Source organism: Chryseobacterium sp. WX, from assembly GCF_029542485.1.
GTDB classification, from domain to species: Bacteria; Bacteroidota; Bacteroidia; order Flavobacteriales; family Weeksellaceae; genus Chryseobacterium; species Chryseobacterium cucumeris.
This window is the reverse complement of record NZ_CP120710.1, coordinates 3,186,018-3,209,670: the sequence shown is the minus strand read 5'-3', so window position 1 is coordinate 3,209,670 and position 23,653 is coordinate 3,186,018. Positions and strand designations below refer to the sequence as shown.

Below are 23,653 nucleotides of genomic sequence, written 5' to 3'. Positions count from 1 at the left end.
TTTAATTAAATATATTGAGTGTGTTTTTATTTTCCTGCGATTGCTTTTAAAATAATAGGCTCCAAATTGGAAGGAAGATCAGCAGATTTGATTTGATAGTTTTTAATTTTCATTTCTTTAAACCAATTTTCCCAATATTCTTTAATAACAGCTTCTTCGAAAGGATTTCCTTTTTCTGGATTGATTCCCAAAACAATGACTTCGAGATTACTCAGGTTTTCATTTGCTTTTACAAATCCATAGCCGTTTTTTTCAATAGCATCTTTAAAACCAGATGTTGTTAGGTTGTTAGCTTTTATAAGTTTGGTTGTTAAATAGGAAGTTTTGTATGAATTTTCTTTTTTTTCTTCAAACTTGGTATTTTGATGATACATATAACCATCTGTCAGAATGAACAGAATGTTTCTTTTATCTTGTTTGATACAATAATCATTAACTTTGTTTTTAAAGAATTCCCAGATATCCGAACCGACATATTTGCCGTCTTTTATAGCTGACTGATAAATGTTTATAGGTAATTCTGAGTATTTTTTATCAACAGAATCAAAATAGCTCTTTGGAATATCTTTATTAAAAGAAATTTTCAACTCTTTTGTGAAATCATTTATTTTTGGGTCTGAAGGCTCAGGATTAAAGAAAACTTGCATCTGATCGTCATAAGTGATGATCTTTTTTGATTTAACATGATTTAAAAATCCTTTTTCAATGGCTTTAATATACTCTGTATCCCGTTGAAAATATTGCATTGTAGGATTAGGGTTGGTTGCAGGATCAATTCTGTCTGAAAGATCAATCAGGATACTGAGATTGATATTGTTTGAATCAACAACAATAGTATCTTTCTTTTCTATCTCTGTTCTGTCATCTTTACCTTTACAGCAAGAAGCCAAAGAAATAATGAATAATAAATAGAATATCTTTTTCATAATTTTCAGTTATAAAGATGATAAGTACACTAAATTCTGATTGTCGGAATTAGCACCTACGGTTTCTAAATTGGTATTGTAGGTGACAATACAGTCGTCAATCATTGTTTGTTTTTCCGTTCTTGAAACGGCTATTTTTTCACCGATAAAAGTGATCCAGCCCTGAACATATTCCGAAGCATACAGTTTGTAATCTTTGGTTGGAATGATGACTCCGTCGATAATATTCTGAAGCTCTTCGATTCTTCCTCGTGTCTTGATAACAGTTTCTTTTATCGTTCCGATACTGGCAAGGATTTCTTCAATTTCTTTTTTCAAAACATTAATCTTTTCCTGAAAGAATTCGACTTTTTTCTGTCTGATTTCCTGTTCGTTTTTAATCTTATCCTTTTCACGATGTTCTTTCATTACAAAATCAAAAACCAGCCCCCAAATAATGTAAACAATAAATCCGGCAAAAATAATTCCCCAAAACTGAATTTTGGTAAAAGCTATCTTAAGATCAAAAGATGGAGAATTAAAGGTTCTATTTAATTCATATAATTTTGATTCAATTTCGTAGGCTAAAATGCAATCAAAAATAAATGTTACAATAAATAATAATCCAAGCTTGATATAGTTGGCTCTCGTTTTATTCTCCCAGAACATATGAATTAAATAACCTAATCCAAGAAATACAAACGGAATAAGGGTAACAAAAGCACCTTCAATAACTCCTTCGTTCCATGCCTTACTGAAAGCTTGAGCATCTAAAACACTTTGAATTATAGTACTTTTAGCATCGAAGCTTTTAAAGAAAGCTGAATATGATGTTGATATATAAAATGTTGTTAAATATAGAGTAATAGGAATCAAAAGAATCAGGCCGATCCAGAATTTTGCAGATGCACCTCTTGTAGCTTTTACATTATATTTTTCCGGGTTCCTGGGAAGATCAAGGATCTCAGCTTTTAATGTTTCAATGGTATGCTGATGATTCTCAATTTCTGTGTTCTTGTTTTTTAATTGTTCCTCTTTGGTCTCCTGTGAAACGAATAAAGCTTTGATTTCAGTTTCCCGGTTTTTCTGTTCGTTTACATAGGATTCTTTCAGGTTTTTCTGCTTTTCAACCATTTCTTTTTCTTCATTCTGAAATTTTGAATAAACGGCATCCAGACAAATGGATAGGGTAGAGTGGTTTCCATTGGTTCGCGAACTGTCTCTGTATCCTGCTTCATGATAGGTCCTTTTCCGGGTTTCTTCCAGAGATTCATTGTCCGGATTGTTATTGTTTTGAGGAAACGGTTCCGGTGTTGGTTCTATCGGAACGGATTTGAGTTTGAATAAATTTTTTATGCTGGTGGTATCCATGATGTGTTAGTTTTTTAATTCATATAAAATTTCGCTTTTATTCTTGCCAATTTTTATGGCTTCAATGAGGTAATCTACAATAGCTGTTGTATTTTCTTGCAGAAATCCAAACATCAGAACATATTTTTGCATGGCAGAATATTCATTCGGAGAAACAACTCCGTCGGCCCAGATCATGACGGTGAGGTCATACAGATAATCAACTTTTTCTTCGATCGTTTTGGGTATCAATGACTTTAAATTGATAGGGTTTAAGAGTATGTCGTCTAAATTTTTTGATGAAATTCCTCTTTCTTCTGCACATTTATAAAGCATTTTCAGTTCTAATGCACTGAAATCGTCATCACAGATTGCCATTTGATAGAGTCTTAGAAAGTGAGCTTTGAGGCTTTCTGTTATTTGATTGTTTTCCATGATGGTTATGTCTTATTTTTTAGGATTAATAATTCTGTCTCTGGAAACAGTTCTTTGGTGTATGGGAGGTAAGTGCTCTGAGGTTTTTTCGGTAATTTCTTCTTCTTTTTCTTTTTTTTGTTCTTTTCTTTCTATGAAATTGATTAGCAGAAATAAAATTCCCGTTATAATATCAATTGGGATCCAAATGTTTTTCCGATACAGATAAATCGGGAAAACGGGATTGAAAAGAATGAGAATGATTAGAAATAGTATACTGAAATAATGTTGTTTAGAGCTCAGCGTATTGTATAAAACCAATAAAGCTCCAATGGAAATAATAATTCTAAGGAAAGTATAATATTCTATAGGAAGTTTGAAAATACCAGCGAAACAGCATAACGCACAGAAGGTGAGAAATGGTTTCATTTTTTTGATTATTTTAGATCGTTATTAAAAACATAACCTTCTTTTCCTCTTGATTTAACCTTTACTTTGTACCAAGATCCTTCTGTTGACAACTTTATCAGTTTAGTATCTTTAGGGACTATCGCTATTATTCTGGATTTAGATGTGGGCTTTTCAAAAATATTTATGGTTTTAATTTCTGCAATATTTCTATTATTGGAATTAATATTGACATTAACTTTGTCAATATATACCTTTGGGGGCTTACTTGATTTTGCTTTGGTGGATTTATAAGAATCAGAAGGTTTGTATTTTCCAGACTTACTTTTTTTACTGGAATTACCCGATGATGAGCTTCTTCCAGAAGAACCTCCTCCACAAACGCCGCACGTTCCACCACCACTGCAGTGCCCGCATCTTGAGCAATTTGAACAGGCTGTACAATAGGAAGAACCTGTACATCTTCCACCATGTCCTACATTGTCATTGGCTTTAAAACAGGAATTTAAAATAAATATACTGAAGGTAAGTATGATGAACGAGATTAGTTTTTTCATGTCTAGAATATTAATAGTTAATTGATTTTATCTTCAGATGAAATTTTCATTCATAGAGATTTCTCTCATCGCCTGTATTTTTAGATAATCATTGGCGTTTTTGTACTGTCGGAGAGAACTTGATAATGCAAGTGTGAATATTTCAGTTTCTTTATAATTTACACGCAGTGAATAGCTTTTATTTTGGATTACCAATTCAAGATTTCCTCCTCTTGCGTTGTGGGAAATCAATTTATAGAAAGGAATTTGGAAGCTTTTCCCTCCGGCATTGAAAATAATTCTTGAGTTGGTAAGATATAGAGTTCCAGGATGAGTCTCCCTTATATTTTCTTTTACGGGACGGTATCTTCCGCCGCCAATTCTGGCATTTACTCCTTTCATAACTCTGAAGGAAACACCGGTACTTGTGCGTGAATATCCTGCATGAACAAGCTTGTTTTCAATAAGAGTTGCATTAACGTTTAAATAGCATTGTTCATCTCTTGCTAACGTTATGGAAGGATTGTAAATAACTGGAAAAATACCATGGTCAAGATTCCATAATAACTTGGCTTGCTGTAAACTTTTAATTTTTCGGTCAGAAAGATATACTTTAATGCTCTGATGGTCAATTTTCAGATTTCTTGTCGCCTGTTTCAGCTCTGTTTCTTTTATTGGAGAAAGGCGGTTATCAGATATCTTTTCTTCAAGTATTCTATTGAATAATGAAAAAGCGATTTTATTTTTGATCTCTCCTGCTTTATTTAACGGAAATTGAAGAAAGTTAGCCATGTTTGTAATTTGCTGTTCTTCTAAATCAGTCAGTACACGATCTTCATAACATTTCTGAACCAGATTTTTTACCGTTTTTTCTGAGATCCTATTTTTTTCTAACAGTACTTGCTGATCAGATAAGTTGAAATACACTTTAATCTCGTTCAGTTTAAGAATTTTGCTTTGGGTGAGATTAAAATCTGAAATAGCATTACAAAGGGTATTATAATAAATTTTTCTCCCAAACCTTAATTTTTGTTTTTCAGTTAATACTTTTTTGTGGTTTAATACATTTTGTTGATAGACGGGTAAAATAGTATGAAGATCAGAATAGTCTATGGTTTGTAAGATTTTATGAGTTCCATCAAGATTGATCATTCTTATTTTATTAGTAATAAAATTACCTGTTGGCGGGATTAAAAATATACCCAATATCAGCATTACAATTGATGCCTCAAAACTCTGTTCTATTAAAAGACCTAACGAAATAAGAAGAAATGAAACACCCAAAATCCACCGTAAAGCTTTCAGAATAATTATAAAAGTTTTCATGGCTATTAATTTTTATCCATAGTTTTCCAGCGTCAGATGAAGCTGATTTCTGTAATTATAGATTTCATCAAGGGTATTCAATAAAATCTTTTCTCCTGCTTCTTTTCCGTTGTGGAAAGTTTCCAGATATTTATTTGTTGTATTGAAGTGTAATCTGCAAAGTGGTTTTCTGTTATTGTCATCCAATAAAATCCCGAAATAGGATAAAGTATCCCGATAGGCAATTCTCGAAGAAGGAATTTTCTCTCTCAGAATAGCTTTTACAATTTGGAAGCCTTCCAGTTCTTCTGCAGTAGTTACGATTTTAGAATCATTATTTTGATCAATAGATTGTGATGATTTTATATCGTCTTCTTTTTTCTCTATCTGTTCATTAATGCTCAATGCGGACTTTAGCCGGAAGCTGATCGATTCATTAATAGAAGTAGTTAATGCTTTTTTAGCATACTCTTTAAAAGAAATCATTCTGTTGGCTGTTAAAGGCTTTTCAAAGAAACGGTTCACCAGAAGTTTTACCAATTCATCAGATGGATTTTCAATTTCCTTTTCGAATTCCTTTCTGATGGCTTTGATATACTTTAATGCTTCTGCAGAATCAAGTATACTTTCCAGATTATAATCTTTTTTGGTGAAACTTTCTAGAATTTTGATGGAACTGTCTTTTAAATCTTCAATATTGATGGTGAAAAACGGTTTTTCATCCATAATATTGGGCTTTTCCAGATCTGTATAAAAGTTGTACACAATTCCATTGGTCAAAACTCCGAATCTTGTTTTGGAAACATGATAATACCTGTGAAGCTGTGAATTGTGAGCATCGGCGCTTTCTTTCCAATGCTTACATTCAATAATGAAGATGGGCTCATCATTATTTTTGATCACATAATCTACCTTTTCTCCTTTTTTTGTTCCGATATCACAGACATGCTCCGGAACCACTTCTGTGGGATTAAAAATATCATATCCCAGTATTTGTATAAAAGGCATTACGAAGGCATTTTTTGTGGCTTCTTCAGTTCCGATCTGGTCTTTAAGTCCCATAACTTTCTGCTGCAATTGCTCCAGTTTAATTTTAAGATCCATAGTGTTTAGTTTTTTAAAGTTTCGTCAATGATTTCAGCTGTCGGGGCATTTGATTTTACAGAAGCAATACCATTTTCCATTCCGGATTTTGTACTATACATCTGGCTGTTCCCTATAATTTCACCGTTTCTTGCTTTTAGAACGAAATAGTCTTTTCCATTTTTTGCAAGTCTTCTGTCGTACCTTGCAAGATCCTGAGAATTGACTTTTACAGATTCGATGCCTTTTTGACAGGATACTTTCTGAACATACCCTTCACTGGTTAGAATGATTTCACCGTTTCCGGCTTTCAGATTAAACTGATACTCTTTGTTGACTCTTTGTGTGATTACGAATTTTCCCATGATTAATTTTATTATTAGATAATCCAGTGATCATTTTTGGTAATAATCACTGGAAATAATGACTTGTTAAGCGTACTGAATTAATTCCCAAGTAACAGATTTACCATCATAAGGAGGCATTCTATTTCCTTTTGAAATTGGAGCTGTTGTAGAAGGATTTCCAACGACTTTCCAAACTCCAGATTCAGGACAATTTTCTCCTGTCTTCGCTTTTGTTCCTAATGGTTTTCTTTCCATTGTAAAAATTTTTATTGGTTTAACAGTCCAAAAATATGAGCATTAAATTTTGGTTCGTTACGGGTTTCCGTAAAACGGGCAAAAAATAAAAAAACCTTTCAAAAAATTTGAAAGGCTATATGTAAAATGAATTGTGTATTATATAATCCCGATGTCCTTACAGAAGGCTACCAGCTGCTCATTGCTGTTTATTTCAAGGTCTTCTTTCAGACTGTTTAATCTTTTTTCGACACTGCTCAGGCTGGAGGGTTTAATATTTCTTTCTTCGAGGTGGGCGGGAATGTTTTTTTGTAAGATTCCTTTAGAAAGGAGGGAGACGAGAGTAATGTCAAATGTAGAAAACTCATAGCTGTTGAACTTTTTCATATCCTGCTTCAGATCAAAAGATAAATAGTTTTCGCCGATATATACAGATGCAATGGCCTTTTTCAGTTCTTTTGAATCGTTTCTGGCTTTACGGATATATCCGTTGATTTCATAATCTGAAAAAAGATTTTCTATTACACCCGTTTTATGTTCTGCCGAAAATACAATGATTTTCAAGTCAGGCTGTATCTCTTTTGCTTTTCTGATGAGTTCTTTTCCGTCTTTAAGGTTTTGCTCATGATGATCATCTTCATAATACAGATCTGTAATCAACAGGTCATAAGGATATTCTTCCCGTAATGCTTTCTGAATTTTTCCTATAGCATCATCACAGTAATATACATAATCTACTGTAGGAATATTCAGCTCCTCAAGAGTTTTCTGAACAGAAATATTGATGCTTTCATGATCTTCGGCAATTAAAATTTTTTTGAACATGGTTATACGGTTTAATTAAAAAATGGGTTAAGACCCCAAAAGTATATTCATTTAATTTTTAGTCATTACGGTTTCACGTAAAAGGGACAAAAAAATGATATTTCAGCAGACCTGATCAGATGAGACCGATATCTTTGCAGATGACGATCATTTCAATGTTATTTTTTGCGCCAAGACTGTCCCTGAGTTCGTTCAGCCTCCTTTCGATAGACCTGATGCCATATGGGATCATTCTGTGCTGTTTCAGAGAAGTGCTTATTTCACTTTGCTTATAGCCTTTAGCTAACAGCTCAAGCAATTTGATATCATACGCATCAAACTCAGAAGAAATATGACGCATTGTATTCAGAATTTCCTGGGGAATTACGGTTTCTCCGTTAAAGATTTTCCGTATTGTGCTTTTCAGATCTTGTCCGTCACGCCTTGCCTTACTTACAAATCCATTAATCTGATAGATTTTATAAAGATCGTCAATTGTTTTTGCTTTTTTTTCAACAGAAAATACCACTACTTTTAAAGCCGGTTGAACTTTTTTTGCTTCAAGAATAAGCTCCTGTCCGGAATGAAGTTTCTGAGGAATATGGTCTTGTGCAAAAGACAAATCAGCAATAAGCAGATCATATGGATTTTTTCTTTCCAAAGCTGTTCTGATCCTGCTTAACGCTTCATCACAATAGGTTACATAATCAAAATCAGGAATGTTTAACTCTTTTATTGTATTCAGGATTCCTTGGTTCATTATTTCCTGATCCTCAACGATTAAAACTTTTTTGAACATGGCTGCATAATTAGGAAACAGGGAATGAAAGATTGACCTTCAGCCCCTTTTCAATTTTTGTTTCAAAAGTAAGGGTTCCGTTGATTGTTTTAATACGGGATGCCGCATTACGTAAGCCGTTTTTATAAACAAGATCCCCCGGAATTCCTATTCCATTGTCTTTGTACTGAATTTCAACGACATTGTTTATTTTTTCAAATTTAACCGCAACATGACTGGCCCGGCTGTGTTTTTTCATATTCACCATCAGCTCACGGACCATTTGGTAAACCTCCTCTTTTACTGTGGGAGAAACGGACTCCCAGATCGCAGGACTGTTTCCTGCGGTAAAGGTTTTTACGGTATCATTATTAAAAGAAGCAATAAGCTCTGAGATGACTTTGCTGAACTCTTTTTCTTCTCCAATTTTATCGTAGGAAATATCTCTTGATTTTTCATACACAAATTCCAGTTCATCAAGCGCTTTATCCCGGTCAAAATCTTCCTGGTTTTCAATTTTTGTCATCACCTGGTAAATACCATTGGCAACCACATCGTGCACTTTTTTAGACATCTTAAGCTGGGTGTTTTTTACCTCGATTTCTTTTTCTTGTTCAAGCTTTTTCTGTCTTTTTTTATATAAAATAATAATAATAATTAGTAGGCCAATAAGTAATCCCGAAAGAATGTATTGCCATAATAATTGAATTTCTTTTTCAGCCTTTTCAGCTTTTACTTTTGTATTTTCATACTTTATAAAAGCAAATTTATTAGTGTAATCATTACGACTGGCCTGTATGCTGTCGGATAGATTTTTATATATTCGGAAGTGATTATTTATATCTGCTGGCTTATCTACATAAATTATTTTTTCAAGAGCTTCAAGTCTATCTTCAGGGCTTTTGTTTATTTGAGCAATATCAAGCATTTTTTTAGCATAATAAAGTGATTTCTCTGGATTTGATTTCTTATTAATTTCTGCTAAATGAGCATAGCTTGAATTAGCTCCCCAAAGGTCATTATTTTCTAACTTAAGTTTTAGAATATTTTCTATGTTAGTTTGAGCATCTGTATTATTGTTGTCTAGCCATTTTATATATTCAATATTATCTTTAATTCTATTTTTTAAATTTAAATCTGAAAGGCTTGATAAGTTAAGCTTTTGTAAAATGTTCAATGCTTGTTTATATTTCCCTGATTTATATACTGCTACAGATTTATTATTTAATATACTTAGCCGGTTTTGTTCAGATTCAATTTTAACAGAGAGCGCTTTATCATACCATTCAATTGCCTGAGGATATTGATTTTGATTTAACTTTAAATTAGCCATAGTATCATATAATGCATAAAGGCTTTCATCATTTTCCTTCATCATTTTTAGTGCTTCTACCAATGTTGATTCCGCACCTAAAAAATCACCTCTGTTTTTTTGAGCATTTGCTTGTACAATTAAACTTTTAGAAATATTAGAAAAATCATTTTTTTTACTATAATAACTTATAGCTTCTTGGAGCTTTAAATAGGCCTTAACATCATCTTTTTCAAGAAGTCTAACACCTTCTTCGTATAATTTATCAGCTTTTAATATGTCATTATTCGTTTCCAGTGTATCCTTGCATGAAGCAACGAGACAGAATGAAAAAAGGAAAAATAATAAATTTCGTATCATTTTACTAAAATAAAAAAAACCACTCTAAAGAGTGGTTAAAATTTCTATTTTTTAGGAGGAAGGGTTGTTCCTGTTTCTCCTCCTGTATCGCTCTCCCCTGTTCCTCCTACAGGATCTGTAGCTCCACTTTGAGGCTGAACTGTTTCAGTAGTTGGGTTATTATCATTTGCAGTTGTAATATTAGCATTATTGTTTGAGAATGCTAAACCGATTAGCATCAATATAATCTCGATCATTTCCGTAAAATTTTAGAAGTTTTTTGACTGTTTTTCTTCCTCCTGAGATGTATTTATCTCAGGCTGTACACAATTAAAATTTCGAAGCGCTTCTTAATTTTTTAGGGAAGTGAACCTTCAAAAACGGAGGAGAAACATCTGCTTCCCAATCCGGAGTTTTCCTCCGTTTTATCTGGTGATTTTTGAAATCAGAGTTTTTTAGATTTTATTTTTAATGTTTGTAATTGTCCCTGATTTCTTTTACAAATATCCGATAGTATGTTGTCTTATGTGAGACAGTGAGTGGACAGATAAAGCCATGTAAAATGCTGTGTATTACGGAAAACCGCAATTGTATTGTCTAAAATGTGTCTAATTTGGACAGCAAATTAATCCATTATCGAAATTGTATGTTTGAGAAAAGAAAATTGCTCATAAAAGCAGCATATGAAACCGCAAAAAAAGAACTTAAACTTGAAACAGATGTTTATAGTACTGTATTTGATTTTTTAAGTCAGAAACTAGAAGAGAAATTTGGTTATTCTAAAGATGGAAGAACTTTTGTACGATACTACAATAGATTGGTACATGAAAACCGAGACTATTCTATTGACGATCTAACTTTAGATCAATTAAGTTGGTATGTGGGGTATGATAATTTTAAAGATTTTTCTGAGAATTATACAATTAGGAGAGATCATGGAGAGACTCAGATAGAAATGAAAATTGGAAATGATGAAGATTCTTTGTCAGAAAGACTTTCTAAAATAATTATAAACATTACGAATACGCCTGTTTTTAATATTCCACATATGGCAAAAAATGGAATGGGAATAGGAGCTCTCATTCTGATTTTATTTGCAGGTTTTTCTTATGGACGAAATGAAGTCAAAGAAAATCAATGTATGTACTGGGATGGGGAAGAATACAAGCTAACATCCTGCGATGATAAAAATCCCAAACACAAGTTAATACCCGTTGATACTGTCAAGTTGAAGTATTTTAGGAAAATTACCAGACCAGATACTTTAACGGTAGAAAATGGATTGGGGAGTTCTTGGTACACAAAATATGATAATGTGGTAGAGTTTTTTACAATGGATGGAATAAATCCAGATAATGGCAAAAGTTTAAAAAATGCAACGAGCCATATGATCACAAAATACGCCGGGAAAAATTCAGAACCTTTCCTGATTGAAAAATAAATTTCCTTCACAATAATTTTAAACCCAACTAAAACAAATCCTTACCCATTTTATGGTAACAAAAAAGCGAAGAGATTTTCTCTTCGCTTATGTATTTTATACTAGCTTTTAAATATCAGGATTCCATTTTCTGGAATAATATTAAATATCAGTAGGAGCGGACTTTAGTCCGTTAACTAAATTCATATCATCAGATCCGGCTTTAGCCAAAACTTAAAAATGTAAGACTTTACTCTGCATTCAGCATTCCCAATTCCCCGAAATGCTTTTTGAACTTCTGGATTTTTGGTCCCACTACAGCGCTGCAATACGGCTGTGTCGGATTTTCGTTATAATATCCCTGATGATATTGTTCTGCAGGCCAGAATTTGTCGAATTTCGTTAATTCCGTTACATAGGTACCAGCCCATCTTCCTGATTCCTGAGATACCTTGATGGCTTCTTCAGCTTTTGCTTTTTCTGCATCATCTTTATAGTAAATAACAGAACGGTACTGGGTTCCGATATCATTTCCCTGTCTGTTCAATTGAGTAGGATCATGAAGGAAGAAAAACACATCCATCAGCTGTTCATAAGAAATAATGGCAGGATCATAAGTGATCTGTACCACTTCCGCATGTCCGGTTTCTCCTGTACAGACTTCCTGATAAGTCGGATTGTCTTTATGTCCGCCTGAATATCCTGAAATAGCAGATTGTACCCCTTTAAGCATATTGAAACAGCTCTCCACGCACCAGAAACATCCGCCTCCGAAAGTAATCTGTTCTAAATTATTATTGTCCATTGTAGGTAATTATATTGTTTTATGATCTCTTCCTTTATCCGGAAAAGCTGATCAAAAATAGGAAAAACTTTTTCATTTAAACACGATTTTATGTCTGAAACGTAAATTACAATGATAGATGTGACAAATGGTTTTCAAACACAAATAACACCAATGTTTCACAAATCACCACAAGAAAATACAGGATAATCATCTGTGAAAACCTGTGATCTGTGGGAAATACTTTCACTACAAGATGTGAATGGCGGATATCCGGAACATTTTAAAGCAGCTGGTATTAGTGATGTCATGCTGAGCTTTGTCCAAGCATATTAATTGCGCTAATTTAATTTTAAAGACAAATAACACCAATGTCTTCACAAATAGTGACAAGAAAATATAGAATAGTCATCTGTGAAAATCTGTGCGATCTTTGGGAAAAACAAGAAAAGCACCCTAAAAGGATGCTCTGAATTATTTACAATAGCGTTCAGTTATTTTTCCCAAACTAAAGCACTCGCTCCAAGAATAGCAGCATCGGCTTCGTCAAGTTCACTGAATACCAGTTTCACTTTATTTCTGAAAATTGGAAGAAGGTTTCTTTCCATATGAAGTTTTGCAGGCTTTAAAATAAAATCTCCTGCCTTGATAACTCCTCCAAAAAGAAGAATCGCTTCAGGTGAAGAGAACATTACAAAATTGGCTAAGGCTTCACCCAGCTTCTGTCCGGTATATCTGAAAACTTCAATTGCAATAGGATCTTCTTTCATTGCACATTCAAATACTGTTTTAGAATTGATCTCGTCTTCAGGATATTGGTTCAGCATAGATTCCGGGAACTCAGCTCTCATTTTCTTTGCTGTAATGGTAATTCCTGTGGCAGAAGCATAGGCTTCCAGACTTCCTTCAGAACCTGTGCTCCAGTGTTTTCTCCCACCTGGCTTTACAATTGTATGTCCCAATTCTCCGGCAAACCCATCGTGTCCATAGATTAAGCTTCCGTTGGCAATAATTCCACTTCCTACTCCTGTTCCCAGCGTAATCATGATGAAATCTTTCATTCCTCTTGCAGCTCCGAAAAGCATTTCTCCCAGTGCCGCAGCATTCGCATCATTGGTTACTGTACAAGGAAGGCCAAATTTTGCCGTCATCAGCTCAGCGAAAGGAATAACACCTTTCCATGGAAGATTAGGGGCAAGTTCTATGGTTCCTTTGTAATAGTTAGCGTTTGGTGCGCCTACTCCGATTCCGTCAAAGTGAGCTTCAGTACCATACTTTTCCATCATTGGACGAACATGTTCATATAAAGCATCGATGAAATCTTCCACTTTGTCATAGGCATCAGTTCTCAGATTTCCTTTATCCAGAACTTCACCACGGTGGTTTACGATTCCGAATTTAGTATTGGTTCCGCCGATGTCAACTCCAAGGGCAACTTGTTTTGATAAATCTATTAATGACATTTCTATTATTAAATTCTAGGGGCTAAAATTATAAAAAAGATTGTATTAATGGATTATTAAGTAGGTTTTATTTAATACTTTAAGCTGTTTTTATTGGTTTTTTCTTTTTTCTTCCCCACCAGATCATAAATCCGGTAACCGGAAGCGAGGCACAAATGATACTTACAATAAAAGCAATGATCTTGGTAGGAAGTCCTAAAATAGCTCCTACGTGAATATCATAATTGGCGCTCACAACCTTTTCTCCAAAGTTTTTGTCCTTAGGATCATGAGTGTGCAGCAATTCCCCTGAGTTCTCATCAAAGATTAAGCTGCTGCTTTTATGGTAAGAATAAGAAAGATGTTTTACGTACACCTCAAAGTTGGGATGTTCGTGGTCATCCATATGCGGATGTCCTAAATCGATAGCGAAACCATAAGATTCAGGATATTTTGTCTGTATTGTATTGATGATTTTATCTAGTGTTCCTTCTGTTCTTAATTCGATAGGTGCCTTTGTTTTAATATGTGAGAAGTCAGGATACTTTGTTTGTCCACCGGAAAATATCACGTAAATCATCGCCTGTACTACAAAAAAAGCATAGAAAAGACCTGTAATTGAGAAGATTAAAGCAAAAATCGACGCGTAAAATCCTAAGACATTATGGAGGTCGTAGTTCTTTCGTTTCCAGCCTTTGATATTTTTCCATTTGAAGGCAAATCGCTGTTTTCTTGCTGCTTTATTTTTTGGCCACCAGAGAATAATCCCGGAAATCAGCATAATGATAAAGATAATAACAGGAATTCCCACGACGTAAGTTCCCCAGTCCTGCTTCAAAAGATAGCTCCAGTGGATCATTTTTACAATATTGAAGAATCCGTTTTTTTCATCATAGACTCTCAGTACTTTCCCTGTGTATGGGTTTACATAGGCCTGTTTGTAGATAGGAAATTCATCAAAATAGTTCCAGGCATCCGTATTATGTTCATACCAGAAGAACATATAGGACATTTTTTTATCAATAGGAACATTTACCCAGTGGATAGGATACTTTTCTTTTACCTGCTCCGCAACAGCCTTTTCCATCACTCTGATGGGAAGGACCTGTTTCTGCTCGATATTTTGCTCGTGATGGTAGATGACGTCTTTTCGGGTGATATTTTCCACTTCATCTTTAAATACGTATAATGCTCCGGTAATAGAGATAATAAAGATCAGAAATCCTATTCCCAACCCGAACCAAAGATGCAGCTTGGCAGACCATTTTTTGATAAAGCCCGGTTTCTTTTTATGATGATGCTTTTTCTTCATATAACAGTAAAAAGTAAAGCAAAGATATGCTTTACTTTTTATTTAGATTAATTAAAATTTGTATTCAATCATGAATGTCCCTCTCAATCCAAGAGCATTGGTAAAATCACTGTCTCTTGCAGTCCACCATGAAATAGCAGGCTGATACAGTTTGTTGAAAATGTTTTCAATACCTAATGATACTCTCCAGTTGTTGTCAACCTCATAACTGGATTTGAAATTGAAAACAGTATACTCAGGTACATATCCTTCACCATAAGCATACAATCCCGTCTTGGCATTTGGTTCAAATCTGTTTTGTTGGAAAGAGTGAAGCATATCAAGACCAACGGATAGAGCTGGAACAGGTCTTGCCTGAACATAAGCCAATACTTTAGGCGCAGAAATTCTGCTGTTGTTGATCTTGGTTGAATAATCACCGTCGTCCTTTATAGAGGTAATTCCTTCCATCCAGCTGTAGCTTCCACCAAACTGAATCCATTTTGTAGGGCTAAAGTGTAAAAATCCTTCTACCCCGTATACAATCTCGGGAGATCTCTGAATCATCAATGCTCTGTCTGGACTTTGTACGAATGATGCTCCCAGTTTCGATGTGCTTACATAAGAAGTTAATTCATAATTCAGCCAGCTGGAAAGCTGTCCTGTTGCTCCCAATTCGTAATTATTAACGATGATGGGTTTCGTTTCCAGATTTTTGATCGTTTCAGAAGTTGAGGTTCTTAAAATTCTTCCTAACTCATTGATAGAGTAGGCCTGAGAGAAGCTTCCGAAAAGGTTGATATAAGGCTCAATATTGTAACGAATTCCAATATTTCCTACCAATGCATTGTAGTTCAGTTTTCCACCCGCGACAGGAATACTTTTGGTGAAAGTTCCGTCACTTTTCAGGGTAGAAAGGGTATTGAAGTCATCTACATTTACTTTGATGTTTTCGTAACGAAGTCCTCCTTTGATGGTGAACTTTTTAAACAGATCTATTTTTGCCAGTACGAAAGGTGCAATATTGGTCATGTTCATATTCGGAGTCCAGAAACGTCCGTCTTCCAGCTTTTGAACGGTTTCATCATTCAGAATATCGGCTCCGTAGATGATTTCTGCCTGAGAGTTCGCTGAATTCCAAAGCTGGGTATCAAAATTGAATCTTGCTCCTGCTTTTTTTGAAATTACATTCGACTGCCCGCCGTTGAAAAAGGTGTCGCTGTAACCGTAAACGGTTTTAAAATCCTGATAGTAAAGGTTGATATTCAAAGACGTTCCTGCAAATAGGTTCTTATTGTCGTAGCTTACTCTTATGTTGTGGTTTTTAGGAGTTCCCTGAGGAGTGGTTTCCAAACCTTTCCCAATTCCTTCACCAATCGTTGGCTTGATGCCGTATTTTCCTGTTTTTAATCCTACATTCAGATCTGATCTTGATGAATAGCCAATGTAAGAAGCCTCAATTCTCTGATTTTCGTTGACGTCATAACCTATTTTCAACAGTCCGTTGTAGTTGTCCATCTTCGCAATGCTATACGTAGGACTTATCAAAACACCATCACCGTCTTTTGTATATCCTGTTCTTTCGTAGGCTAATGAAAGGGTATAATCAAACTTGTTGATCTTTCCGGATAAAAGCTGACTGGCTCTTACTCCTAAAGTACCTCCATAAGGCTGCCCTGTAAGCCCGATCTGTGAAATCCCGGAGATTTTTTTATCTGTTTTGCTTCTTTTTGTAATATAATTGATGATCCCTCCGTCTGCTCCGTTACCATAAATGGAAGAAGCTCCTTTGATTACCTCTATTCTTTCGATCGCTGAAGGGTCAATGGTTCTTAAATCTCTTGCTCCGTTACGAAGTGGGGTAGACTGTGGAATTCCATCAATCAAAACCAGAACCTGACGTCCTCTTAAGGTCTGTCCTGTATTGGATGTCTGTCCCGAATTGGTTCCTAAACTGGGAACGGTATACTGCAGGATGCTTGTGATATCTGAGTTAACGGTCAGCTGAGACTGAATCTGTTTCTCTCCTACCACCGTTACGGAGCTTGGAACTTCTTTGATGCTTTCCTTTTTTCTGGAAGCAGTCATGACAACCTCGTCTACATTTTTAGTTTGTAAACTATCTTTTACCTGAGCAAAAACAGTGGCAGTTCCTAAGCAGGCAGCTGATAAAAGCACTTTTTTCATTATATTTTCTTTCCTTTTTTCTTTCTTTTTCCCCACCAGACCAGAAATCCGGTTACAGGGAGCGATGTACATGTGAGGCCGGCTATAAACCAGATGACCTTTCCAATGATTCCGAAGTAGGAACCGGTATGGATGTCGTAATTGGCGTTGGAATATTTCTCGGCAGTATTGAGATTGTGATGAGGTTTATTGGCGAGTAGTTTTCCGGAGTATTTGTCGAATGTCAGGATGTTTCTGTCACTGTATCTTCCATCCATTCCGTAAACCGTTACAGGAAGATTCTTCAGTTCTTTTCCTTTTTTATTCTTTCCGTTCAAAGTAATTCTGAAGCTGGATGATTTTGCGTACAGCTTTTGAGTTTGTGCCGCAGCGAGATCAAAAACAGCTTCATTCTTTGCTATCAGAGAGTCCGGAGATTTTCTTTCTTTTTCCTTTGGAAGTTCCCACGAACCTGATAATGCAAAAGTAAAAGTGTTTTTTACATAGGGATAAGCAAAATAAAGCCCTGTAATACTTAATAGCAATGCAATAAATGATGCATAGAATCCAAGAAGATTATGAAGATCATAATTTTTACGCTTCCAGTTTTTTACATTTTCCCAGTTGAACCAAAAACGTCCTTTTCTTGCATTTTTGTTTTTTGGCCACCATAAAATGATTCCTGTAATCAGCATAATGACGAAAATAACAGTTGGGATTCCTACAGTATACGGTCCCCATTCTGAATTAAGCAGAAGTCCCCAGTGGATATATTTCAGAATATTGAACACATCATACTTTTCATCATAAACCGCCAGGATTTGCCCGGTATACTGATTTACATAGACCAGTTTGTTAATGTGTACCTGCTGAAAATAATTCCATCCTTTTTTGCTTTTGTCATAGTACTCAAACTGGTAGGATTTATTTTTATCCAAAGGAATTTCTACAGCGCTTACAGGATATTTTTCATTAAGTTCCAGCGTAACTTTTTCACGAAGCAGATTAATAGACAATGGCTTTTTTCCGATATCCTCCTTTTTTAGGTAAATGGCTTCTTTGCGTAAGCTATTCTGTATTTCATCCTTAAAAACATATAAAGTCCCTGAAAGAGAGACTATAAATACAATGATTCCAACAGATAAACCCAGCCACAAATGAAACTTTGCAGACCATTTTTTTGTGGAAGAAACCTTCTTTTTATGATGATGCTTTTTTCTCATAGCAAAAAGTTAACCCCATGAGGGGCTAACCTTTGATTTTTTAAAATTTATATCCTATTGATACTCTCCAGTTACGCGGAGCATTGTAGATCCAGGCATATTCTCCTCCATCACCTCTATATCCGCTGTAAAGCTTTCTGTTAAGAACATTGTTCAACATAAAGTTAATATCGAATTTTTTAGCAACATAAGAAACGCCGAAGTTGGTATCAAAATAATCAGGAAGACTCTGATCTTTTGTGGCACTTACCCCATACCAGGATTGTCTTCCTCCCTGATATTGATATCCTGCAGAAATACCGAAACCATTTAAAACACCATTCTGGAATCTATAGTTGATCCAGGTATTCTGAACATTTTTTGCATTTCCTGGAGACTGAACTCCAATTCTTGCAGGATCTGTGTCTTTGATGGTTTTTGCATCAGTGTAGGCATAGTTTACAATGATGTTCAATCCTTTGATGATTTCTCCTTTGATATCGGTTTCAAAACCTCTTGCTCTTTGTTCTCCGGTTGGAATCTGAAAAGCAACTCCACCGTTTTCATTAACGTTTCCTGCTACAAGAATATTTTGTCTTCTGATTTCGTATACTGCGAAGGTAGAGTTCCATTTTCCACCGAACCAGTCTTTCTTCAATCCAAATTCAATATTCTGACCTCTGAAAGGATCTGTAATCAGGGTCTGATGAATTCCTGTTCCGGATTGTGGTACAAAAGTCTTATCATAGATTCCGTAAGCAGAAAAGTTTTCATTAATAGAATAACTCACTCCAACTCTTGGGGTAAATTCACCCGCTGTATCTGGTACAACAGGAGTTCCAGGGCTCAGATTAGGGTATGCAGAATAGGTTTTACCGCTGGTATACCTTCCTGCTAATGTTAATCTCAATTTATTATTAAACATTTCAATCTGATCCTGAGCATAATATGAAGTATATTTTACGCCCTGATCGTTATAAAACGGAGCAGAAGTGTTTAATGTATAAAAGTCAGAAGAAGGAAGTTTTGAAGGATCTACTCCATAATTTACATTATAAATATTTATAGGGAAAGGACCTCCGGCAAAAGATGAAAAGTCTGCATTATACTTTCTGTCTCCATAATCGAATCCTGCAATTATTTTATGTACAATGTTTCCTGTGTTAAGCTTACCTCTTACATAGGTTTGGAAAATGTGATTTTTTCCTTTTGCCTGCCAGTTGCTTAAGGTTCTGTTGAAAACATTCTTATTGTTCGCATCAAAAGTTCCCCACCAAGAACCTCCGTCGTAATTCAGATCCATATAAGCATACTGTGTGCTCCAAACCCAGTCTTTGAAAAGCTTTTGGTCTAAACTTAAGAATAAACTCTGGTCTTTTACTTCAGTTTTCTTGAAGTTCGGGTCATTAAAATTGGTATGTACATTCAGTGAAGCGTATCCGTCGTTAGACATCAGATAAGCTCCAGGCTGATTGAATTTTAAGTATTGATAGTTGTATTGAGCTGTAAATGTAGTGGTTTTTGTAGGTCTGAAAGTAATGGAAGGGGCAACAATGAATTTGTTTGTTTTGTCATTTTCCACCCAGGATTTATTAGAGCTTCCCATCAAATTGATACGGTAGTCTAAAACTCCGTCTTTTACAAGAACTCCATCCAGATCAGCTTCTCCTCTGAAAAGATTATAGCTTCCCGTTGTGAAACGCACACTGTTGGCAAACTTTCCTGTAGGTTTTTTAGTTACTACATTATAAAATCCGGCAGGATCTCCCATAGATCCCATAAATCCGGCAGGACCTTTTACAAACTCTATTCTGTCTATGATAGATGCGTCAGGATTGATGGGTCCCCAAGTAGAAGAAACATTCATCCCGTTCATGAAAGTAGCAATACCTGCTCCTCTCATGAAAACATTGGAATATACATTATCCCAGTGTTCTACTTTTCTTGCCCCACTTACGTTACGGACTATTCCTTCAGACATATTTAGAGTCATCTGATCAGCAAGAACCTGTGAACTTACAGACTGTACATTTTGTGGCAGCTCAAGAATAGGCGTCTGAATTCTCAGTGAACCTGAAACCTCATTCAGCTTGTACTTCTGATAATATCTTCCGTTAACAACTACTTCTTCAATATCATTGGATTTGATGGTGTCTTTTTTTTGCGCAGAAACCAACATTGTTCCCAGTGCGGAAGCACAGATCAGTACATTTTTCATGAAACTCAAATTTTCTGCAAATATATTATTTTTAACTGTTCTAAATAAATAATAAGATTGATATTTATCATAAAATTATTATATACTGAATAACAAAAAACCGCTATGGTCAATGCCACAGCGGTTTTTGTATGATTTTATTAAATTTTTCTTAAGCCGGAATTTCGCCTTTATATAAGAAAGAAATAATTTCTTTGTTTAATTTATCGATCATTTCACTGAATAAGTGGAAAGATTCCTGCTTGTAAATTACCAATGGATCTTTCTGCTCGTAAACAGCTCCTTGTGAAGATCTTCTTAAGTCGTCCATCTCACGAAGGTGAAGCTTCCAGTTTTCATCGATAATTGATAAAGTGATATTCTTTTCAAAATCGTTCACTAAACTTTCACACTGAGTATCGTAAGCTTCTTTAAGATCAGCTACAATTGTCATTGTTTTGTGCCCGTCTGTGAAAGGAACCTGGATCATTTTGAACATTGAACCTTGATTTTGGTATACATTCTCAATGATTGGGAATGATTTTTCTTTCAATAGGTTCAGCTTCATTTTGTAGTCTTCCTGAGCTGCTTTGAATAAGATATTGGTCAGATCCTGAACGTTTTTATTATTAAAATCACTTTGAGAAACCGGAGATTCCATTGTGAATGTTTTAATGATTTCGTATTCAAAATCTTTATAATTTCCTGAAGCTTTTCCTTTCGCAACGATAGAATTGGCAACATCGAAAATCATATTTGTGATATCATATTTCAAATGGTCTCCGAATAAAGCATTCTTTCTTCTCTTGTAGATTACATCACGCTGTTTGTTCATAACGTCATCGTACTCAAGAAGCCTTTTTCTTGTTCCGAAGTTATTTTCTTCCACTTTTTTCTGAGCTCTTTCAATAGACTTACTGATCATAGAGTGCTGAATTACTTCTCCCTCTTTGTGACCCATTCTGTCCATCATTTTAGCAATTCTTTCAGAACCGAACAAACGCATTAAGTTATCTTCAAGAGATACATAGAACTGAGAACTTCCCGGATCTCCCTGACGTCCCGCTCTACCTCTTAGCTGTCTGTCAACACGTCTTGAATCGTGTCTTTCTGTACCGATGATGGCTAAACCTCCTGCATCTTTTACTTCTTTAGAAAGCTTAATATCGGTACCACGACCTGCCATGTTGGTTGCAATGGTTACAACTCCCGGCTGTCCTGCTCCAGCTACAATCTCAGCTTCTTTTTTGTGAAGCTTCGCGTTCAATACCTGGTGTGGAATCTTTCTTAACTGAAGTGCTTTTGATAGTAACTGAGAAATCTCAACAGAAGTAGTACCTACCAATACAGGTCTTTTCTGTGCTGTTAATTTTTCAATTTCCTCTATTACAGCATTATATTTTTCTCTGTTAGTTTTGAAAACTAAGTCTTGCTTGTCATGTCTTAAAATAGGACGGTTGGTAGGAATTACCACAACGTCTAATTTATAGATTTCCCAAAGCTCTCCAGCTTCAGTTTCAGCAGTACCCGTCATTCCCGCAAGCTTGTTATACATACGGAAGTAGTTCTGAAGCGTGATGGTTGCAAAAGTTTGAGTAGCTGCCTCAATTTTTACATTCTCTTTCGCTTCGATCGCCTGGTGAAGACCGTCTGAATAACGACGTCCCTCCATGATACGACCTGTCTGCTCATCAACGATTTTTACTTCACCATCAATGACTACATACTCATCATCTTTTTCAAATAATGTGTACGCTTTCAATAGCTGGCTCATTGTGTGAACACGCTCGGATTTTTCAGCAAAATCAGAGAAAAGTCTTTCTTTTGCTTCAAACTCTTCTTCTTTAGAAAGGTTCTTAGCTTCTACTTCAGCAATCTCAGTTCCGATATCAGGAAGTACGAAGAAGTTAGGATCAGAGTTACCCTGAGACATGTATTCAACACCTTTGTCTGTAAGGTCTACCTGATTGTTTTTCTCCTCGATTACGAAGTAAAGATCTTTATCTACAATCGGCATATCACGGTTGTTGTCCTGCATGTATTGCGCCTCAACTTTCTGAAGCAATGCTCTGTTTCCGCTTTCCGATAAGAATTTGATTAATTGTCTGTTTTTTGGAAGACCTCTGTATGCCTGAAGTAATTTGAATCCGCCTTCTTTTGTATTTCCTGCAGCAATTAATTTTTTCGCTTCATTGAAAATAGCAGAAACGGTTTTCTTTTGTACTTCAACAATTCTGTCGATAGAAGGTTTAAGAACATCGAACTCCTGTCTGTCTCCCTGAGGAACCGGACCTGAAATGATCAATGGTGTTCTGGCGTCATCTACCAATACAGAGTCCACCTCATCCACGATAGCAAAGTTAAGTTCTCTTTGTACCAATTCTGAAGGTGATGTCACCATGTTATCTCTCAGATAATCGAAACCAAACTCGTTGTTCGTTCCGTAAGTAATATCTGAGTTGTATGCTTTTCTTCTTCCGTCTGAATTCGGCTGGTGATTATCGATACAATCGATAGACATTCCGTGGAATTGATAAAGAGGACCCATCCAAGCGGAGTCTCTTTTTGCTAGGTAGTCGTTTACGGTTACAACGTGCACTCCTCTTTCCGGAAGTGAATTTAAGTAAATAGGTAATGTTCCTACCAAAGTTTTACCTTCACCGGTTGCCATCTCGGCAATTTTACCACTGTGAAGAATAACCCCTCCGATAAACTGAACATCATAGTGGACCATATCCCAAACTACAGGAGTTCCGGCAGCGTCCCATGAGTTTTTCCAAATAGCTGTGTCTCCCTGAATGCTAACGAAATCTTTTCCTGAAGCGACAAGTTCTCTATCCCAGTCACTAGCAGTTACACGGATTTCTCCATTCTGAGCCCATCTTCTTGCCGTTTCTTTGATCAATGCAAAAGCTTCGGGAAGAACCTGAACCAGAACTTTCTCTTCAATTTCGTAAGATTCTTTCTTTAAAGACTCAATTTTTGAGAAAAGAGCTTCTTTTTCATCAACGTTGGTTGAATTTTTTATCTGCTCTTTTATCTGTTCTATTTGAGCTGTGATCTTACTGGTTGCAGATTTTATATTCTCTTTAAACTCAGCAGTTTTTTGTCTCAACCCATCATCCGACAATTGTTGAATGTTAGGTTCTACAGCTCTGATTTTTGTTACAACTTTTTTTACTTCTTTTAGGTCCTGCGCTTTTTTGTCTCCCAAAAACCCTTTAAGAACTTTGTTTAAAAAACTCATAAATTTTTTGCTTTATGCTTAATGCAAAATGCTTTAAGCGTTTTAAATAACACTTATCGTGTAAATTATATATAAAAAGGGCAAAAAAG

Annotated in this window: 21 protein-coding genes; 1 reads left to right on the top strand and 20 read right to left on the bottom strand. The window is 35.4% G+C overall.

Annotated elements, in window-relative coordinates; all coding sequences use genetic code 11:
• Positions 1-26 precede the first annotated feature (26 nt).
• The 13 genes from PZ898_RS14415 to PZ898_RS14355 form a co-directional block, all read right to left on the bottom strand.
• Entirely contained in the window at positions 27-926 is a 900-nt protein-coding gene (locus tag PZ898_RS14415) for a hypothetical protein (RefSeq protein WP_216443643.1), read from the bottom strand.
• A 9-nt stretch (positions 927-935) separates the two neighbouring features.
• A complete protein-coding gene (locus tag PZ898_RS14410; RefSeq protein ID WP_216443644.1) occupies positions 936-2,276 on the bottom strand; it encodes a beta-carotene 15,15'-monooxygenase in 1,341 nt (446 codons plus the stop codon).
• A 6-nt stretch (positions 2,277-2,282) separates the two neighbouring features.
• The gene (locus PZ898_RS14405; protein ID WP_216443645.1) at positions 2,283-2,690 is read right to left on the bottom strand and encodes a hypothetical protein; all 408 of its coding nucleotides are present in this window, start codon (positions 2,688-2,690) and stop codon (positions 2,283-2,285) included.
• Between the two features lie 12 nt (positions 2,691-2,702).
• A complete protein-coding gene (locus PZ898_RS14400; protein WP_216443646.1) occupies positions 2,703-3,098 on the bottom strand; it encodes a DUF6804 family protein in 396 nt (131 codons plus the stop codon).
• A gap of 8 nt (positions 3,099-3,106) precedes the next feature.
• Complete coding sequence (locus PZ898_RS14395; protein WP_216443647.1) at positions 3,107-3,634, bottom strand: SH3 domain-containing protein; 528 nt, start codon at positions 3,632-3,634, stop codon at positions 3,107-3,109.
• 33 nt (positions 3,635-3,667) lie between these two features.
• Positions 3,668-4,939, bottom strand: coding sequence for a hypothetical protein (locus PZ898_RS14390; RefSeq protein ID WP_216443648.1), 1,272 nt, complete (start codon positions 4,937-4,939; stop codon positions 3,668-3,670).
• A 12-nt stretch (positions 4,940-4,951) separates the two neighbouring features.
• Positions 4,952-6,022, bottom strand: coding sequence for a type I restriction endonuclease (locus tag PZ898_RS14385; protein WP_216443649.1), 1,071 nt, complete (start codon positions 6,020-6,022; stop codon positions 4,952-4,954).
• A 5-nt stretch (positions 6,023-6,027) separates the two neighbouring features.
• Positions 6,028-6,366 (bottom strand): YegP family protein, encoded by a 339-nt coding sequence (locus tag PZ898_RS14380; RefSeq protein WP_216443650.1) that lies wholly within the window; start codon positions 6,364-6,366, stop codon positions 6,028-6,030.
• A gap of 66 nt (positions 6,367-6,432) precedes the next feature.
• Entirely contained in the window at positions 6,433-6,603 is a 171-nt protein-coding gene (locus tag PZ898_RS14375) for a hypothetical protein (protein ID WP_216443651.1), read from the bottom strand.
• Between the two features lie 138 nt (positions 6,604-6,741).
• Complete coding sequence (locus tag PZ898_RS14370) at positions 6,742-7,407, bottom strand: response regulator (protein WP_216443652.1); 666 nt, start codon at positions 7,405-7,407, stop codon at positions 6,742-6,744.
• Between the two features lie 115 nt (positions 7,408-7,522).
• Positions 7,523-8,185: a DUF5932 domain-containing protein gene (locus PZ898_RS14365; protein ID WP_216443653.1), complete on the bottom strand. Its 663-nt coding sequence runs from the start codon at positions 8,183-8,185 to the stop codon at positions 7,523-7,525.
• 10 nt (positions 8,186-8,195) lie between these two features.
• A complete protein-coding gene (locus tag PZ898_RS14360) occupies positions 8,196-9,836 on the bottom strand; it encodes a tetratricopeptide repeat-containing sensor histidine kinase (protein ID WP_216443654.1) in 1,641 nt (546 codons plus the stop codon).
• Positions 9,837-9,880: 44 nt separating this feature from the next.
• Positions 9,881-10,072, bottom strand: a complete 192-nt coding sequence (locus PZ898_RS14355; RefSeq protein WP_216443655.1) for a hypothetical protein — start codon at positions 10,070-10,072, stop codon at positions 9,881-9,883.
• A gap of 356 nt (positions 10,073-10,428) precedes the next feature.
• On the opposite strand from PZ898_RS14355, the gene PZ898_RS14350 reads away from it, so the two are divergent.
• On the top strand, positions 10,429-11,256 hold the full coding sequence (locus tag PZ898_RS14350) for a hypothetical protein (RefSeq protein ID WP_216443656.1): 828 nt from the start codon (positions 10,429-10,431) through the stop codon (positions 11,254-11,256).
• Between the two features lie 229 nt (positions 11,257-11,485).
• Here the strand turns inward: PZ898_RS14350 and msrA are convergent, their stop codons facing one another.
• The 7 genes from msrA to secA all read right to left on the bottom strand — a co-directional run bounded on the left by msrA (position 11,486) and on the right by secA (position 23,564).
• Positions 11,486-12,040 (bottom strand): peptide-methionine (S)-S-oxide reductase MsrA, encoded by a 555-nt coding sequence (gene msrA, locus PZ898_RS14345; RefSeq protein WP_216443657.1) that lies wholly within the window; start codon positions 12,038-12,040, stop codon positions 11,486-11,488.
• 473 nt (positions 12,041-12,513) lie between these two features.
• Positions 12,514-13,482: an ROK family protein gene (locus PZ898_RS14340; RefSeq protein ID WP_062672618.1), complete on the bottom strand. Its 969-nt coding sequence runs from the start codon at positions 13,480-13,482 to the stop codon at positions 12,514-12,516.
• 79 nt (positions 13,483-13,561) lie between these two features.
• The gene (locus PZ898_RS14335; protein ID WP_277693611.1) at positions 13,562-14,773 is read right to left on the bottom strand and encodes a PepSY-associated TM helix domain-containing protein; all 1,212 of its coding nucleotides are present in this window, start codon (positions 14,771-14,773) and stop codon (positions 13,562-13,564) included.
• 51 nt (positions 14,774-14,824) lie between these two features.
• Positions 14,825-16,939, bottom strand: a complete 2,115-nt coding sequence (locus PZ898_RS14330; RefSeq protein WP_277693610.1) for a TonB-dependent receptor — start codon at positions 16,937-16,939, stop codon at positions 14,825-14,827.
• Entirely contained in the window at positions 16,939-18,141 is a 1,203-nt protein-coding gene (locus PZ898_RS14325) for a PepSY-associated TM helix domain-containing protein (RefSeq protein WP_277693609.1), read from the bottom strand. Before PZ898_RS14325 ends, PZ898_RS14330 begins: the two co-directional genes overlap by 1 nt.
• Positions 18,142-18,181: 40 nt before the next feature.
• A complete protein-coding gene (locus PZ898_RS14320; RefSeq protein WP_277693608.1) occupies positions 18,182-20,338 on the bottom strand; it encodes a TonB-dependent siderophore receptor in 2,157 nt (718 codons plus the stop codon).
• A gap of 151 nt (positions 20,339-20,489) precedes the next feature.
• Entirely contained in the window at positions 20,490-23,564 is a 3,075-nt protein-coding gene (gene secA / locus PZ898_RS14315) for a preprotein translocase subunit SecA (RefSeq protein WP_062672610.1), read from the bottom strand.
• Between the last annotated feature and the right edge of the window lie 89 nt (positions 23,565-23,653).

Bases quoted from the DNA above. Each gene is read 5' to 3' on its own strand.
- PZ898_RS14385 (WP_216443649.1), bottom strand. From the start codon at position 6,022: ATGGATCTTAAAATTAAACTGGAGCAATTGCAGCAGAAAGTTATGGGA.
- PZ898_RS14410 (WP_216443644.1), bottom strand. From the start codon at position 2,276: ATGGATACCACCAGCATAAAAAATTTATTCAAACTCAAATCCGTTCCG.
- PZ898_RS14370 (WP_216443652.1), bottom strand. From the start codon at position 7,407: ATGTTCAAAAAAATTTTAATTGCCGAAGATCATGAAAGCATCAATATT.
- PZ898_RS14395 (WP_216443647.1), bottom strand. From the start codon at position 3,634: ATGAAAAAACTAATCTCGTTCATCATACTTACCTTCAGTATATTTATT.
- msrA (WP_216443657.1), bottom strand. From the start codon at position 12,040: ATGGACAATAATAATTTAGAACAGATTACTTTCGGAGGCGGATGTTTC.
- PZ898_RS14380 (WP_216443650.1), bottom strand. From the start codon at position 6,366: ATGGGAAAATTCGTAATCACACAAAGAGTCAACAAAGAGTATCAGTTT.
- PZ898_RS14415 (WP_216443643.1), bottom strand. From the start codon at position 926: ATGAAAAAGATATTCTATTTATTATTCATTATTTCTTTGGCTTCTTGC.
- secA (WP_062672610.1), bottom strand. From the start codon at position 23,564: ATGAGTTTTTTAAACAAAGTTCTTAAAGGGTTTTTGGGAGACAAAAAA.
- PZ898_RS14340 (WP_062672618.1), bottom strand. From the start codon at position 13,482: ATGTCATTAATAGATTTATCAAAACAAGTTGCCCTTGGAGTTGACATC.
- PZ898_RS14400 (WP_216443646.1), bottom strand. From the start codon at position 3,098: ATGAAACCATTTCTCACCTTCTGTGCGTTATGCTGTTTCGCTGGTATT.
- PZ898_RS14330 (WP_277693610.1), bottom strand. From the start codon at position 16,939: ATGAAAAAAGTGCTTTTATCAGCTGCCTGCTTAGGAACTGCCACTGTT.
- PZ898_RS14320 (WP_277693608.1), bottom strand. From the start codon at position 20,338: ATGAAAAATGTACTGATCTGTGCTTCCGCACTGGGAACAATGTTGGTT.
- PZ898_RS14375 (WP_216443651.1), bottom strand. From the start codon at position 6,603: ATGGAAAGAAAACCATTAGGAACAAAAGCGAAGACAGGAGAAAATTGT.
- PZ898_RS14325 (WP_277693609.1), bottom strand. From the start codon at position 18,141: ATGAGAAAAAAGCATCATCATAAAAAGAAGGTTTCTTCCACAAAAAAA.
- PZ898_RS14355 (WP_216443655.1), bottom strand. From the start codon at position 10,072: ATGATCGAGATTATATTGATGCTAATCGGTTTAGCATTCTCAAACAAT.
- PZ898_RS14365 (WP_216443653.1), bottom strand. From the start codon at position 8,185: ATGTTCAAAAAAGTTTTAATCGTTGAGGATCAGGAAATAATGAACCAA.
- PZ898_RS14390 (WP_216443648.1), bottom strand. From the start codon at position 4,939: ATGAAAACTTTTATAATTATTCTGAAAGCTTTACGGTGGATTTTGGGT.
- PZ898_RS14360 (WP_216443654.1), bottom strand. From the start codon at position 9,836: ATGATACGAAATTTATTATTTTTCCTTTTTTCATTCTGTCTCGTTGCT.
- PZ898_RS14335 (WP_277693611.1), bottom strand. From the start codon at position 14,773: ATGAAGAAAAAGCATCATCATAAAAAGAAACCGGGCTTTATCAAAAAA.
- PZ898_RS14405 (WP_216443645.1), bottom strand. From the start codon at position 2,690: ATGGAAAACAATCAAATAACAGAAAGCCTCAAAGCTCACTTTCTAAGA.